This is a genomic window from Rahnella sp. RcJ3, from assembly GCF_009498575.1.
GTDB lineage: Bacteria > Pseudomonadota > Gammaproteobacteria > Enterobacterales > Enterobacteriaceae > Rahnella > Rahnella aceris.
Map to the genome: position 1 here is coordinate 230,453 of NZ_QSNX01000003.1, position 16,284 is coordinate 246,736.

11 protein-coding genes are annotated in these 16,284 nt (G+C 52.4%); all 11 read right to left on the bottom strand.

All coding sequences use genetic code 11. From position 1 onward, the window contains the following. Positions 1-5 precede the first annotated feature (5 nt). The gene (locus DXU84_RS05870) at positions 6-1,151 is read right to left on the bottom strand and encodes an MFS transporter (protein ID WP_013574786.1); all 1,146 of its coding nucleotides are present in this window, start codon (positions 1,149-1,151) and stop codon (positions 6-8) included. 133 nt (positions 1,152-1,284) lie between these two features. Continuing rightward, positions 1,285-1,857 carry a ferredoxin-type protein NapF gene (gene napF / locus DXU84_RS05875; RefSeq protein ID WP_112151144.1) on the bottom strand — a complete coding sequence of 191 codons (573 nt, stop codon included), beginning with the start codon at positions 1,855-1,857 and terminating at the stop codon, positions 1,285-1,287. After that, positions 1,857-2,465, bottom strand: coding sequence for a Tat proofreading chaperone DmsD (dmsD, locus tag DXU84_RS05880; protein WP_013574784.1), 609 nt, complete (start codon positions 2,463-2,465; stop codon positions 1,857-1,859). Before dmsD ends, napF begins: the two co-directional genes overlap by 1 nt. 69 nt (positions 2,466-2,534) lie before the next feature. After that, on the bottom strand, positions 2,535-3,392 hold the full coding sequence (locus DXU84_RS05885) for a dimethyl sulfoxide reductase anchor subunit family protein (protein ID WP_013574783.1): 858 nt from the start codon (positions 3,390-3,392) through the stop codon (positions 2,535-2,537). A 1-nt stretch (position 3,393) separates the two neighbouring features. Further along, positions 3,394-4,011: a DMSO/selenate family reductase complex B subunit gene (locus DXU84_RS05890; RefSeq protein ID WP_013574782.1), complete on the bottom strand. Its 618-nt coding sequence runs from the start codon at positions 4,009-4,011 to the stop codon at positions 3,394-3,396. Between the two features lie 11 nt (positions 4,012-4,022). Next, positions 4,023-6,470, bottom strand: a complete 2,448-nt coding sequence (gene dmsA, locus DXU84_RS05895) for a dimethylsulfoxide reductase subunit A (protein WP_112198016.1) — start codon at positions 6,468-6,470, stop codon at positions 4,023-4,025. An 83-nt stretch (positions 6,471-6,553) separates the two neighbouring features. Beyond that, positions 6,554-9,010 carry a selenate/tellurate reductase subunit YnfE gene (gene ynfE, locus DXU84_RS05900; RefSeq protein WP_153375081.1) on the bottom strand — a complete coding sequence of 819 codons (2,457 nt, stop codon included), beginning with the start codon at positions 9,008-9,010 and terminating at the stop codon, positions 6,554-6,556. 199 nt (positions 9,011-9,209) lie between these two features. Continuing rightward, the gene (serS, locus tag DXU84_RS05905; protein ID WP_013574779.1) at positions 9,210-10,502 is read right to left on the bottom strand and encodes a serine--tRNA ligase; all 1,293 of its coding nucleotides are present in this window, start codon (positions 10,500-10,502) and stop codon (positions 9,210-9,212) included. A 106-nt stretch (positions 10,503-10,608) separates the two neighbouring features. Next, positions 10,609-11,952, bottom strand: coding sequence for a replication-associated recombination protein A (locus tag DXU84_RS05910; protein ID WP_013574778.1), 1,344 nt, complete (start codon positions 11,950-11,952; stop codon positions 10,609-10,611). 7 nt (positions 11,953-11,959) lie between these two features. Further along, the gene (gene lolA, locus DXU84_RS05915; RefSeq protein WP_013574777.1) at positions 11,960-12,571 is read right to left on the bottom strand and encodes an outer membrane lipoprotein chaperone LolA; all 612 of its coding nucleotides are present in this window, start codon (positions 12,569-12,571) and stop codon (positions 11,960-11,962) included. 194 nt (positions 12,572-12,765) lie between these two features. Continuing rightward, positions 12,766-16,212 (bottom strand): DNA translocase FtsK, encoded by a 3,447-nt coding sequence (locus tag DXU84_RS05920; RefSeq protein WP_013574776.1) that lies wholly within the window; start codon positions 16,210-16,212, stop codon positions 12,766-12,768. Between the last annotated feature and the right edge of the window lie 72 nt (positions 16,213-16,284).

Below are 16,284 nucleotides of genomic sequence, written 5' to 3' on the forward strand. Positions count from 1 at the left end.
AAGGATTAGGCAGTCGCTACAGGATTATGCGTATGATCCGCTTTGCGCATCAGCATCACCAGATACACCAGCGAGACCACTGCAATCATCACGAACAACAGACGATCGGAATAACTCTGCATTAGCATCGCGGTCATTGTCGGCCCGGCGAGGCTGCCGATGGTGTAACTCATCAGTAATGCCTGGTTCATCGCCACCAGTTCCTCTGCGTTGACTTTTTCGCAAGCCCAGGACATGGCGACCGGATACAGCGTGAAACCAGCACAACCCAGAATGAACAGCGTCGGAGCCATCGCATAACCACTGAGCATCGCAATGCAGCCAAGGATAACGGCGAAGATCTGAATGCGCAGAACCATCAGACGGCCATAACGGTCAGCCAAACGCCCTACCGGCCATTGCCCGATAATCCCGGCGCTGACCAGCAATGCCATCCAGTAACCTACATCTGCATCGCTCATTCCCTGATGCGTCAGGAACAAAGGCATCAGGCCGTATAAAGATCCCAGAACGATGCCGGAAATAATACAGCCGTTAATCCCCAGCCGTGCATTACGGCGTCTGAACATCGGCATTACCGCATGACGCGGCTGCCCGCTTTCCTGGTTCTCAATATGCGTTAATAACAATGGCAGCATTGCAATGACAATCAGCGCTGTCACCCACGGCAGTACACTTAAAATTGCCGTCGGCACCGTACCCACCAGAAGCTGCCCAACCACCGTGCCGATGTAATACATGATCATATACGCTGCCAGTAACTGGCCGCGGTTTCTGACGGTTCCGCTGCGTAGCAACGCACTTTCCACCACCACCCAGATCAATGCGCAGCCGATGCCTGCAACGAATCGCGCCGTCACCCAACTCCAGAAACTTATTGAAAGTGCCAGACCTGCGGTCGCGACAGCAAACAGGATGCAGGAAAGGTAGTAACTGCGGTTAAAACCAACACGTTTAATCAGTCCGCCCGCAAGCAAAGTACCCAGCAGATTACCGGTAAAATAAGACGAACTGACGAGTCCGACCTGCCAGGTTGGAAGTTGCTCATGACTGAGCCACAAAGGGACCAATGTGTTTAAAACGGCGATAGAAATCGTCAACAACAGAAGTCCGCACAGGAGCAGAGAAACAGGACGGGAATAGGCGGACATAGGGCGGTGATGACCACAAAGAGGAAGAAATTGCGCGCATCATGCCACCGGCGGTTTAAAAGTCAATCTGGCAAAAATTGACCTGAGCACAAAGTGGAGAAGAATGATTGAAAACACTAATCAAGCTTAATGATTAAGATGAATGACACTTTAAAGACAGGTTAATATCACCATGATAACAAACAAGTTTGCATTTCCCGCAGCCATTACATTTTGCGTCATCAACAGAAGGTTGATTCTGTTGATTAAAAAATATTGCCGTGCGCGGACAGGCAATTTCGCACATTCGGCACAAGTCATCCAACCGTCCCAGACACTGGGACAAAATAACCGGACGCAAACCAGTATCCATTGGCACACACTGATCCAGCGCCTCTCTTTCGCAAGCCTGCGTACAAGCACCGCAAAAGTCACATTCAGCATAATCGATAGCCAGCGAAGCCTTTCCTCCCTGGATGCTTATAATGCCGACCGGGCACGCCTGTGCGCAACGTCCGCATCCATCACATTGTTGCTGAAACACCGGTTCGGCAATGGCCTGAGGCGGACGGGCAATCACGCGCGCCAGCAAGTTCGCAGAAGGCTGTGCCGCCTGTTCAATTGCCTGTTTGCCCGGTGACAGCAAGCCGCGGAATAACCCACGGCGGCTGACCGTTCTGCTGCTCATCCAGGCACGATAGTATCTGGCGTCGCGGGAATCGCTCATCAGAAATACAGATCCACGACGGGCGCTTCCAGACTACGTTGTTGTTTCCAGCCCTGTAGTGTGGATTCTGCCAGTACGGCCACTCCGAGATAAAACGGGTGTTCTGCTTTCTGACGGAGTAATTCGAAATAGCGTCCGGCCCACGGCAATAAATGCTCTGTCAGAAATTCATCCAGCAAAGAAGGTGAATTCTCGGCTAACCATGCAGACATCATCAGCAGCAAACCGATGTGATCTTCCGGCTCTGCCTGCTCCAGATGGGGTTCAATACCGTTTTCACGCATCCACTGGCGCAATGCCAGCGTTGAATCGCCAAACAGCACTGATTCTTTGTCCAGATACACCGAGCCCCAAGGTGGCGCGGGTAACGAATAAGGGCCGATAAAAAGACGCTGATACGCGTCATCCAGACTTTCAGACGCGGCCGTAATCTGGCTGAATGTTTCTCCCGCCTGAGTTTTAGCCTCGTCACTCGCACATGGCCATGACTCGGTCCAGACGCTGCTTTCAAGTAACGTAATTAAGATGCTAACTTCAGGAGAGCTCGGCGGATAAAACAGCATCGCGCCTAATACTTTACCGGTTAAACTAATTGATTCTGCTGACATAATTAACTCATTTTGCAGAGGCACATCCTTACTGGCGACGTGCCTCCTGATAAACCTGACTACCTGAAATTAGCCGCCCACTGCCATTCCCACTGTCATATGCAGACCGTAGAAAATCGCCCGACCAATCAGTTCTCCGGCAAACACCAGCACAAAGGCCAGTATCATTGAGGCCAGTGCAGGTCGTTTACGCAGTATAAGCGGACAGAACCAGCAGCCCAGTCCAAGAACAACCAGCACCAGCCGCCACACCGACAACACACCGTATTGTGGGATAAGCGCTGACGCAGCCTGAACGGAACTGCTGATGCCTGCCAGACTGGCGCTTTGCATAACAACAACAGCCATACTCACGACCAGTGACACAAAGCTGATGACCGGCAGCAGACGTAGCGCACAACCATTAATATTAGCACCACGCAGCAGCAGGTAGCCCAGAACCGGTCCGCCAATCAGTACCGTCAGGCCAAAATGAAACGCGGTATACGCATTGTCCCAGGTTGGCACAGTATTGATTGCATACACACGACACATCGCGAAGACGAATCCAACACCTGCCAGCATGGTCACGATTAACCAGATTTTAGCGAGCACGCGTGGCATCTTGTTGATCATCGCCAGCAGCCAGTAAATCCCGCCCAGCGCAAAGAAGAGCGAGCCGCTGCCAATTTCGTTGCTCAGCGGCGACGCGCCCAGCCGGTTAAGCGAATTGAATGCCCGCAGCGGTGACCCCAGATGCAGAACCGAGGCGATGAAAGCGATCGCCATCAACACCCACAAAAAGAACATCGAGAGATGGATCTGGCGGTATTCTTCCCTACTGCGCTGAGTCAGCAACGCAATGGCAAGCACAATAAATGCGCCAACGACACATTGCCCCAGAACCGTAAAGACCATCAAAGGCCATTCATGCCATCCGTTTCCCATCTCAAACCTCCTTCGGGTTAGCCAGATAACCCGTGGTATCGCCTACAGGACGGCAATTCGCATTGGGTTTAATGACGATATTTGGGTGAGTGAAATGTGAAGCCGGCAACGGTGCCACTTCAGCCAGTTCACCGTATTTCGCACGCAGTTCTTCGATTGGCGCCATATCCAACGCACGCAGCGGGCAGGATTCAACACAAATCGGTTTTTTACCTTCAGCAATGCGTTCGTAGCATCCGTCACATTTGGTCATGTGACCTTTGGCTTCATTGTATTGCGGCGCGCCATACGGACACGCCATATGGCAATAACGACAGCCAATACAGATATCTTCGTTTACGACCACAAAACCGTCTTCACGCTTATGCATCGCGCCACTCGGACAGACCTTGGTGCAGGCGGGATCCGCACAATGGTTACAGGAAATTGACAAATAATAGGCGAAGACATTCTGATGCCAGCCATCTCCGTCTTTTTGCCAGTCGCCGCCAGCATATTCATAGATACGGCGGAAACTCACGTCCGGGGTTAAATTTTTGAAGTCCTTGCATGCCAGTTCACAGGTTTTGCACCCTGTGCAGCGGCTTGAGTCAATATAAAAACCATATTGAGTTGTCATGATTTACTCCGTTAAACCTTAGCCACTTGCACAAGGTTGGTATGAGAGGGGTTACCTTTCGCCAGCGGTGAAGGTCTTTGAGAAGTCAGTACATTAATGCTGCCCGCACGGTCGATTTTTTTGCTGTCAGGGGAATACCAGGCACCTTCGCCAAGTGCGACAACGCCCGGCATCATGCGCGGTGTCACTTTGGCGGCTATATGCACTTCCCCGCGATCGTTAAAGATGCGGATCATGTCGCCGTTGGTGATACCACGCTGTGCGGCATCCATCGGATTGATCCACATTTCCTGGCGACAGGCTGCTTTCAGTACATCAACATTGCCGTAAGTGGAGTGGGTACGCGCTTTGTAGTGGAAACCCGTCATCTGTAACGGATATTTACTGGCCAGCGGGTCGTCATAGTTTTCGAAACCGGCGGCATACACCGGTAATGGATCAATAACGTCCTCTTTAGAGAGTTCCCATTCAGCCGCAATCTTGGCCAGTTCAGCAGAGTAAATTTCGATTTTACCGGACGGCGTACTCAGCGGATTGGCCGCAGGATTTTCACGGAATGCTTTGTAAGCCACATGATGCTGGTCGGGGTCACGTTTTTTGAATATGCCCTGTTTGCGGAAGGTCTCGAAATCTGGCAGTTCTGGCAGCGCTTCACGTGACTGCTGATACAGATGACGCAACCATTCTTCCTGCGTACGGCCTTCGGTGAACTGCTGCTCTACCCCCATGCGGCGGGAAAGCTCGCTGGTCATTTCATAGATGTTCTTGCACTGGAAACGTGGCGTAATCGCCTGATCGGCAAAAATCACATAATCCATGTTGCCGCACGAGGCATCGAGACAGAAATCCATCTGCTCAGAGGCCGTGCAGTCTGGCAGGATAATATCTGCGTATTTTGCTGACGAGGTCATGTGGTTATCAATCACCACAATCATTTCACACTGTTTGTCATCCTGCAGAATGTCATGGGTGCGGTTAATATCTGAATGCTGATTGATCAAACAGTTACCAGCGTAGTTCCAGATAAACTTAATGGGCACATCAAGTTTATCCTTGCCGCGCACGCCATCTTTCATGGCGGTCATCTGCGGGCCACGCACAATCGCATCCGTCCACAGGAACATAGAAATACTGGTCTGAACCGGATTTTCCAGCGTCGGCATACGTACAAACGGGATCTCGTAGGAACCTTCGCGGGCACCGGAATTGCCACCGTTAACGCCCACGTTGCCAGTAAGGATCGCCAGCATCGCAATTGCACGGGTTGCAATTTCTCCGTTAGCGTGACGCTGCGGGCCCCAACCCTGCGTGATAAATGCTGGTTTTGCCTGTCCGATTTCACGTCCCAGCTTGACGATTTTATCCACGGAGATGCCCGTGATTTTTGCCGCCCATTCAGGCGTTTTCGCTACACCGTCTGGCCCTTTGCCGAGAATATAAGCCTTGTAATGCGCATTCTCAGGCACACCCGCCGGTAAGGTCTTTTCGTCATACCCGACGCAATACTTATCGAGGAATGGCTGATCAACCAGATTTTCAGTGATCATGACGTGCGCCAGCGCCGCTGCCAGCGCGCCATCAGTACCCGGACGGATCGGCACCCATTCGTCTTCGCGTCCGGCACCGGTATCGGTATAGCGCGGATCCACAATGATCATACGGGCGTTCGAACGCTGGCGAGCCTGTTCGAGGTAATATGTCACCCCGCCACCGCTCATACGGGTTTCACCCGGGTTATTGCCGAACAGCACCACCAGTTTGCTGTTTTCGATATCAGACGGGCTGTTGCCGTCCGCCCAGCCGCCATAGGTATAATTAAGACCCGCTGCAATTTGCGCTGAACTGTAGTCGCCATAATGATTCAGATAACCACCGCAGCAGTTCATCAGACGAGCGATCAGTGTCTTGCCTGGCGGCCATGAACGCGTCATCGTGCCACCCAGCGTACCTGTGCCGTAATTCAGATAAATCGCTTCATTGCCATAGCGATGAATAATGTCTTTAAGGCTGCCCGCCAGGGTGTCAAAGGCTTCGTCCCAGCTGATAGGCTTGAATTTCCCTTCACCACGTTTGCCCACGCGTTTCATCGGATACTTCAGACGGTCCGGGTTATAAACACGACGACGCATTGAGCGCCCGCGCAGACAGGCACGAACCTGATGCAGTCCTTCATAATTGTCATTACCGGTATTGTCGGTCTCGACATAGCGGATCTCGTTATCAACGACGTGCATTCGCAACGGACAGCGGCTGCCGCAGTTAACAGTACAGGCACTCCAGACGATTTTCTCATCTGTAGATTTGGCCGGGGCCTGTAGCTTTTCCGCACGTATTGATTTGAACGGCAACGATATGCCGCCAACTGCGGCTGCTATACCGGCGAGTGTGGTTCCCTTAACCAGGTCACGGCGGCTGATCCCACCGCCTGAATCGGTTTTATTACTGTTTGAATCTGACATTGCTTACTCCGTAACGCCCTTATCTGAAGGACGAAAATTTAACAACCCTGTCATCGGGCCCTGGCTCGTGGCTCGTGGCTTCTTTAGACTTTTTCTATTTGAATCAAATTTGTATGCTGAGGATTACCCTTCGCTAACGGTGAGGGGCGTTGGGTTGTCAGCGTGTTCATACAGGCACCATGGTCAATACGGTCACCACCCATATTGGCCTGATGCCATGCGCCCTGCCCCATAGCCACAACGCCGGGTATGATGCGCGGGGTGACTTTTGCCGCTACACGCACTTCACCGCGGTCATTAAAGACTTTCACTTTGTCACCGTTTTCAATGCCACGGGTTTTGGCATCGATCGGGTTAATCCAGACTTCCTGCCGGCAGGACGCCTGCAAAACATCGATATTGCCGTATGTGGAATGGGTGCGGGCTTTGTAGTGGAAGCCGAACATCTGCAACGGAAACTGGCTACGTTTCGGATCGTCCCAGCCTTCAAAGGTTGAGGCATATACCGGCAGCGGACTAATGGTTTCATCTTTTTTCAGCTCCCATTCGCCGGCAATTTTCGCCAGAGCAGAGGAGTAAATTTCGATTTTACCGGAAGGTGTTTTCAGCGGATTGGCCTGGGGATCCTGACGGAATTTTTTATAAGCCACAAAATGCCCGGCAGGATCCTTACGCTTATATATCCCCATTAGCCGTAGTTCTTCATAAGCAGGCAATGCCGGGTCTTTCGCCAGCATTTTGGCATACAGATATTGCAACCACTCCCGCTGGGTACGGCCTTCGGTGAACTTGTTATAAACATCCGGGCCAAGACGACGCGCGACTTCGCTCATCATCTCGTAGATGCCTTTACGTTCGAACTTAGCGGACGTTGCGGGCTGGATGAAAATCAGATACCCCATATTTCCGGCGTAGTCATTTGGAATAATATCTTCCTGCTCGACGGTCATAAGGTCAGGCAGCAGGATGTCGGCGTACTTCGCCGAGGAGGTCATGAAGTTTTCCAGCACGACGATCATCTCGCACTGCGTGTCATCCTGCAGAATATCGTGGGTTTTATTGATGTCGGAATGCTGGTTGGTGATGGTATTACCGGCATAGTTCCAGATGAATTTGATCGGCACATCCAGTTTGTCTTTGCCGCGCACGCCATCTTTCGTGGCAGTCATCTGCGGGCCACGGGCAATGGCGTCAGTCCAGCTAAAACAGGAAATCTGTGTTTTGACCGGATTTTCCAGCACGGGCATGCGTTCAATGGTGATGGTATAGGTGGATTCACGTGCGCCACTATTGCCGCCATTAATGCCAACATTGCCGGTTAAAATCGGCAACATAGCGATGGCTCTGGACGTCAGTTCACCGTTGGCCTGACGCTGTGGGCCCCAGCCCTGAGAAATATAGGCGGGTTTTGCCTGACCGATTTCGCGAGCCAGTTTGACAATACGATTGGCCGGAATACCGGTAATGCGGGACGCCCATTCAGGTGTCTTTGCCGTCGCATCTTCGCCCAGGCCGAGAATATAGGCTTTGTAATGACTGTTGGCCGGTGCATCCGCAGGCAGGGTTTTTTCGTCGTAGCCCACACAATACGAATCAAGGAAAGGTTGGTCGACCATGTTCTCAGTGATCAGCACATGCGCAAGGCCAGCCACCAGTGCGGCATCCGTCCCCGGACGGATAGGGATCCACTCGTCCTCCCGACCTGCAGCAGTATCCGTATAACGCGGGTCGATCACGATCATACGGGCATTGGAACGCTGGCGTGCCTGTTCGAGGTAATAGGTGATGCCGCCGCCACTCATGCGCGTTTCAGCCGGATTGTTACCGAACAGGACGACCAGCTTGCTGTTTTCAATATCTGACGTACTGTTGCCCTCGTTACTGCCATACGTGTATGGCATGGCGCAGGCGATTTGCGCGGTACTGTAAGTGCCGTAATGACTGAGAAAACCGCCATAGCAGTTCATCAGGCGGGCAACCAGCGAAGCGTAAGGAGAAGAACGGGTGATGTTGCCGCCTACAATGCCGGACGTGTAATTGATATATACCGCTTCATTGCCGTATTTCGCGACAATACGCTTCAGGTTATTGGCAATTTCATCGAACGCCTCTTCCCAGCTAATGCGTTTAAACTTACCTTCACCGCGCTTGCCGACGCGCTTCATCGGATAATTCAGGCGCTCCGGATGATTCATGCGGCGGCGGATAGAACGCCCGCGCAGGCAGGCGCGCACCTGATGATCACCGTAAATATCCTGCCCGGTATTGTCTGTTTCGACCCAGTACACCTCATCATCACGTACATGCAAACGTAACGCACAACGGCTACCGCAGTTGACTGAACAGGCGCCCCACACCACTTTATCTTCGGAGACTAAATGCTTCGCCTCACCCACTCCCTGGGCCAGTGCTTTACGGCTAAAAGGAAGGAATACGCCATCCGCAGCAACGGCCAGCCCTGCCAGCGTTGATGTTTTGATCAGTGTCCGGCGGCTGATACCACTTTTTAGCGTGGTGATTTCTGATTTGATTTCCGACATTTTTCGCTCCGGTAATGAGGCAATACCCACTCAAACAGCATGGATACTACTTATTAGGGGGTACGAAACCTTGTCTGCTATCAAAAAAGGCGGGGTTGAAGAGAAAGAAATACGGAATTCGTAACGTAACGCATGATTTCATGCATAAAAAAAAGCGCCCTAAGGCGCTTTTCGCTATGTTAGTGCAGATATAACGGGATTAACCGATATATTCTAAACCGCCCATGTACGGACGTAATACTTCCGGCACTTCGATACGGCCATCAGCTTGTTGGTAGTTTTCCAGCACGGCGACCAGTGTACGGCCTACAGCCAAACCAGAACCATTCAGGGTATGAACCAGACGTGGTTTTTTATCGGTTTTGTTGCGGCAACGCGCCTGCATACGACGGGCCTGGAAATCACCCATGTTGGAGCATGAGGAGATTTCACGGTATGTATCCTGCGCTGGCAACCAAACTTCCAGATCGTAGGTTTTGCAAGAGCCAAAGCCCATATCGCCGGTACACAACAAAACTTTGCGGTATGGCAAATTCAGCAGCTGAAGCACCTTTTCTGCATGGCCGGTCAGTTCTTCCAGTGCGTCCATTGAATCTTCAGGACGAACGATTTGCACCATCTCAACTTTGTCAAACTGGTGCATGCGGATCAGACCACGGGTATCACGACCATACGAACCGGCTTCTGAACGGAAACATGGCGTATGCGCTGTCATCTTCAGTGGCAGAGATTCTTCTTCAAGAATTTCATCACGGGTCAGGTTGGTCAGCGGCACTTCCGCCGTCGGGATCAGCGCATAGTTACTGCTGCCCGCCTCTTCATCCAGGGGTTTGGTATGGAACAGGTCTTCGCCAAACTTAGGCAACTGACCGGTACCGTACAACGTTTCCTGATTGACCAGATAGGGAACATAGGTTTCCAGATAACCGTGTTGCTCTGTGTGCAGATCGAGCATGAACTGCGACAGCGCGCGATGCATACGGGCGATTTGCCCTTTCATCACGACAAAACGCGCACCCGTCAGTTTAACGGCAGCGGCAAAATCCAGGCCGCCAGCCATTTCGCCCAGCGATACGTGATCGCGCACGGTGAAATCGTACTGACGCGGCGTGCCCCAGCGGCTCACTTCCTGGTTATCGTTCTCATCTTTACCGGCAGGCACGGAGTCATCAGGCATGTTTGGAATAGCAGAAGCGATATCGCGGATGTCATTTTGCAATGCATCCAGTTCAGCTTTCGCTGCATCCAGCTTCTCACCCAGCGTATTCACTTCCAGACGCAGGGGTTCGATGTCTTCGCCACGGGCTTTTGCCTGACCGATAGATTTCGATCGGGAGTTACGTTCAGCCTGTAGAGTTTCCGTTTCTACCTGCAAGACTTTGCGGCGTTCTTCCTGAGAACGCAGCGTTTCCACATCGAGTTTAAAACCTCTGCGAGCGAGTTTTTCTGCAACTGCGTCTAGCTCATTACGCAGCAGATTGGGATCCAGCATGCTAATCCTGTACGTGTCGTTATTGAATGTTAATTTGATGATGCACGCTGTCTGAAATGGCAGCGTGTCAAAGAGTTATCACGGTAACCTTACCGCAACGATAAAATTAGCGGTAGCGTTTTGTCGGGCTATTTTGATCTTGTTCGGCAAGCCATGCCAACTTTTCGCCGATCTTGCCTTCAAGCCCGCGTGATGTCGGGTAATAATACTGCGTACGGGCCATTTCAGGCGGGAAATAATCCTCTCCCGCCGCATATGCATTCGGTTCGTCATGCGCATAACGATACTCAGCACCAAGCCCCATTTCTTTCATCAGTTTGGTAGGCGCATTACGCAAATGTTCCGGCACATCAAAATCTGCCATTTCGCGTGCATCACGCATGGCAGATTTGAATGCGGTGTATACAGCATTACTTTTCGGTGCACAGGCCAGATACACAATCGCCTGGGCAATCGCACGCTCACCTTCAGCCGGGCCAACACGGGTAAAACAATCCCAGGCAGCGAGCGCCACCTGCATGCCCCGTGGATCGGCATTCCCGACATCTTCTGAAGCAATCGCCAACAAACGTCGGGCGACATACAACGGATCACCACCGGCGGTGATGATTCGGGCATACCAGTAAAGTGCCGCATCAGGCGAAGAACCCCGCACTGATTTATGCAATGCAGAGATTAAATCGTAAAAACGATCGCCTTTATTGTCGAAGCGCGCACTGCGTTCACCGGCAATCTCAGTGAGTAATTCCGGCGTGAGTGTCCTGTAACCATTGGCGTCGATTTCCGCCATATCGGCCATCATTTCAATACTGTTCAGCGCCCGGCGCGCGTCGCCATTCACCAGCTCCGAAAGCATCCGGCGGGTTTCCGGCGGAACACGGATTTTCTCATTGGCGTAACCGCGCTCAGAATTACTCAGTGCCTGATCAATCACTTTCTCGATATCTTCAGCCGTCAGTGATTTAAGTAAATACACACGAGCGCGAGACAGCAATGCGGAATTGAGTTCGAAAGAAGGGTTTTCGGTGGTCGCACCAATAAATGTAATGGTGCCATCTTCAATGTGCGGCAGGAAAGCGTCCTGCTGACTTTTGTTAAATCGATGGACTTCATCAACGAACAAAATGGTACGACGCCCGGCATCGCGATTCTGCCGGGCTCGCTCAATCGCTTCCCGAATATCTTTAACACCGGATGTGACCGCAGATATACGCTCAACATCGGCGTTTGCATACCGGCCAATCAGTTCTGCCAGCGTCGTTTTCCCGGTACCCGGCGGCCCCCACAAAATCATCGAATGCAATTGCCCTGCTTCAATGGCCCGCGGCAGAGGTTTGCCCGGCGCTAACAGATGCTGCTGTCCGATATATTCTGCAAGGGTGACTGGCCGCATTCTGGCGGCCAGTGGCTGGAATTCATTTTGGGAAAAATCGAGTGACAGATTACTCAAACTAACCTCACTGACGCTGGTCGTCCACCGTCACACCCTGCGGCGGAGTAAATTTAAACTTGGCATCATCAACAGACGCATTTTGCTCACCTTTCAGGGTATAAGCACTTTTCTGCCCGTCCTGTTCAACGGCAGTGAAGCTTTTGATAGTGCCTGAAGGGGTCACATTGATCGCAAATTGTTTCAGATTACCGGTCGCAGCTTTCGGCGTTAATTCAAAGTCATCGCCTTTCTGTTTCACGTTATATTTTGCCCAGTCACTGCTATCATTACGCGTGATCAGCATGAACGGCGTGTTGCCGGTGGCATTTTTAAGCCAGGTTGCCGTGACTTGTTCAACGAACGGGTTATAGAACCATAGGGTTTTACCGTCGGAAACTAAAATGCTCTCATCCGGCGTAGTCATATGCCAGTTAAACAGGTTTGGACGTTTCACCCACAACTGACCTTCGCCCTGCTGAACGGCTGCACCATCATCGCTGGTTACCGTCTGCGTGAAGCTGGCATGGAAAGTATTGAGCTTACCCAGACGAGATTTGAGATCACTGCTGGCATCCGCTAAAACGGAAGCAGAGGTAAATGCGGTCAGTAAACACCCTACCATTAACAATTTTTTCATTCTTATACTTACCTCAGAAATCCATAAACTTCAGACGATGCCTTTTACACAGGCAAAAGACGTATGGTGCGAACTCTATCCGAGGCTGCGCCCCGGCGGTAGCTCATTCATCTGAAAAACAATAGTTTTACGCATCTTTGCACAAGGGTCGCATTCGCGACCCTTCTTAACAAATGCAGGCAAACCGGCTGGGTTTACTCGTGTGACGGTGGTGCCAACACTTCGCGGTTACCGTTATGACCCGGCGTACTGACAATGCCCTGCGCTTCCATTTGCTCAACAATGCGCGCCGCACGGTTGTAACCGATACGGAACTGACGCTGAACACCCGAAATCGACGCACGGCGTTTATCGACTACGAACGCAACCGCCTGATCAAACAGCGCATCGAGCTCTTCATCACCGTCCAGCCCTAAACCGCCACCCTCACCATCTTCACCACCGGAAACAATGCTTTCGATGTATTTTGGACGACCGCGCGCTTTCCAGTCCTGAACCACCGCATGCACTTCCTGATCGCGGACAAAAGCACCGTGAACACGCACCGGAATCGAGGAGTTTGGTGCCATATACAGCATGTCCCCCATCCCCAGCAGTGATTCTGCGCCGCCCTGATCCAGAATGGTGCGGGAGTCAATTTTACTCGAAACTGTAAAGGCAATTCGGGTCGGAATGTTGGCTTTAATCAGACCGGTAATAACATCGACAGAAGGACGCTGAGTCGCCAGAACCAGGTGAATACCTGCCGCACGGGCTTTCTGGGCCAGGCGCGCAATCAGCTCTTCAACTTTTTTACCGACAGTCATCATCAGGTCAGCAAACTCATCGACCAGCACCACGATAAACGGTTCTTTCTGCAGATACGGCGGCTCAGCAGCCATGCCATCGCCCGGCTTCCAGAACGGATCAGGAATGGGACGTCCCATCGCCTCCGCTTCCAGAACACGTTCATTGTAACCGGCAAGGTTACGCACACCCAGCGCCGACATCAGTTTATAGCGACGTTCCATTTCACCGACACACCAGCGCAGCGCATTGGCTGCATCTTTCATGTCAGTAACGACTTCGGTCAGCAGATGTGGAATACCTTCATACACCGACAATTCGAGCATTTTCGGGTCGATCATAATGAAGCGCACATCTTCAGGTTTAGACTTGTACAGCATACTCAGGATCATGGCGTTAACGCCGACGGACTTACCGGAACCGGTCGTACCGGCCACCAGCAAGTGAGGCATTTTCGCCAGATCGGCGATAACCGGCTCACCTGAAATATCTTTACCCAGCACAATTGTCAGCGGCGACGTACTTTCTTTAAATTTCGCACAGTCCAGCACTTCGCGCAGATATACCGTCTGGCGCTTCTTGTTTGGTAATTCCAGGCCGACATACGGTTTGCCCGGGATCACTTCCACAACACGCACCGCAACCGCAGACAATGAACGGGCAAGGTCACGCGAAAGGTTAGAAATACGTGCAGCTTTCACGCCCGGCGCCAGATCCAGTTCGAAACGGGTAATCACCGGCCCCGGCAATTTCCCCACGACATCGGCTTTAATGCGGTAATCATTCAGACGCGCTTCGATCAAATTTCCCATCTGTTCCAGCGCGAACTCATCCACAGGCTCAGCTTCAGCCGGCGGTGAGGTCAGCAAATCCAGTGATGGCAGCGGTGTGGTCGGTTTCACCAGCGGCTGTTCATTACGCATAAGGAACGGATGGATCAGGCTATCCATATCAGGCTGCGCCGATGGCGAAGACTGTCGTGGAGCCTCATATTCCTGCGCATGCTGTACGGGCTCAGAAGACGTAGCGCGCTGATAAGGTTGTTGTGCAAACGTTGCAGCCTGCGGTTCTTCTTCCACTTGTGCCGGCAATGTAAACAGCGGTTCAGAAGGCGTATCGTCCACCAGGTCAGCCATTGGTGAGAAGCTGAATGCATCATGCTGGCTGAGTTTCATGGCCGCAGCGGCAAAATCATCAGCAACAGCCGGTAATTCAGTCTGCTGATTTTGTGAATGGTGATGCTGTACCACGCCGCTTAGCGGTTCGACATCCTGCTGATAGCGGGCCTGCTCACGCGCAGCAAACGCATTGCGCAATTCGGCTTCCTGCAAGGCAGTTTCTTCATCAGGTTCATTTTCAGTGACCGCATCGCCATAGCGCTCTTGTTGCTGAGCGGCAAACGCCTGCTGCAATGCTGCTTCCTGTAGCGCTTCTACGTCTGCCTGGATCTGTGGATCGCTATGCGTCGCAGACTGTGCCTGTTCCTGCTGTTCTGCCATACGCTGAGAAGGCAGCTTGATGCCATACGAGGCCAGCTCACGGCGTGTAGGTATACGCACCGGATTAGGACGCGGCAACTCAGGGCCAAAGCCTTTTTTCACCTGTGGATTTTCATCGCTCACAGCACTGAAGGCTGGCATAAAGGTGTTACCAGCGGAAGATGCCGTGGACTGCCCTGCCTGTGCAAGGCCGGTCGCCAGTGCTGCGGTGGCCGCCACGCTGGCCGCCTGAGCGGCATCAGGCACTGCTGAACTGAAATCAAACGGAGAACGGGAATGCTCCACGGCAGTTTGCCAGTTGCCCAGACTCGGACCATCTTCCTCTCTGCGCTCAACTGGCGCTGGTGAAGGCGATTGCTGAACGGGCTGCGGATGGCGCGGAACTGGTGTTTCTTCCGGGATCTCGAAATTGTATAACGGCGGAATGGCCGTTGCCGGTGCTGGCTGCGGTGAAATATTAGCAACCGGCGGCTCAGCAGCATAAGGATCCGCTGCCTGTACCGGTTCAGCAACAGCCGCGCTCGCAGCAGGTGCGGTAGCCTCAGAAGAGGCCTGCGCCACAGGTTCATTCACCGAAGGCGCAGAGAACAGCACGTCATCTTCATCAGCTTCGGAAGCGGCGGCAGTTGCAGGAGCCGCTGCAGCAGCGACGGCCGGCGCGACTTTAGCAGCCGGTTTTGCGTCATCGTCTTCCAGTAGCGGAGCGTCCTCCTCGTCGTAATCATAATCATCGTCACGACGGGACCGGTTGGTCACGATATTCGTTACACCCAGCACGGCACCACCGATCTTTTCGGCGATCGTCAACCAGGACCAGCCGGTAAATAAGGTCAGGCCCGCAGCCCAGACGCATAACAGCACCAGAGTCGCCCCCACATTATTAAAGTAAGGTGTCATTGCGGTACTGAGCAAACTGCCGATTACACCGCCGGAAGCGAAGTAATACAGGTCATCAACATTGACGGCAGCAAGACCACAAGACGTGACAATGAGCGCCAGCGTGCCAATAAGGCGCAGCGAAAGGGCAAAATAATCGACGAAATCCTGTTTATCCCGCTGACGGAAAGCCGCCCAGCAGAGACACAGAATAATAGGTGGAATAGCGTAACCAAATACGCCAAAGATGAAGAACAGCGTGTCGGCCATCCATGCACCTACACCACCGCCCCAGTTATGAATTGGCCCATGCCAGGCTGTCTGAGACCAGCTTGGATCAGAGGGGTTAAAACTCACCAATGCCGCCATTAAATAAGCAGCAAAAATCGCTACCACAACCAGCAAAGCCTCCAGAAGACGGCGGCCATTGCTCAGTTTTTTCAGGGTAACTTCTTTATCTTCTGTATATTCCTGGCTCAAGAAAGGCTCTCCAGGTTCCTGTGAACTGAGAAAAAGCAACAGCGCCGAGACTCCCCGGCGCCATAGCTGTAT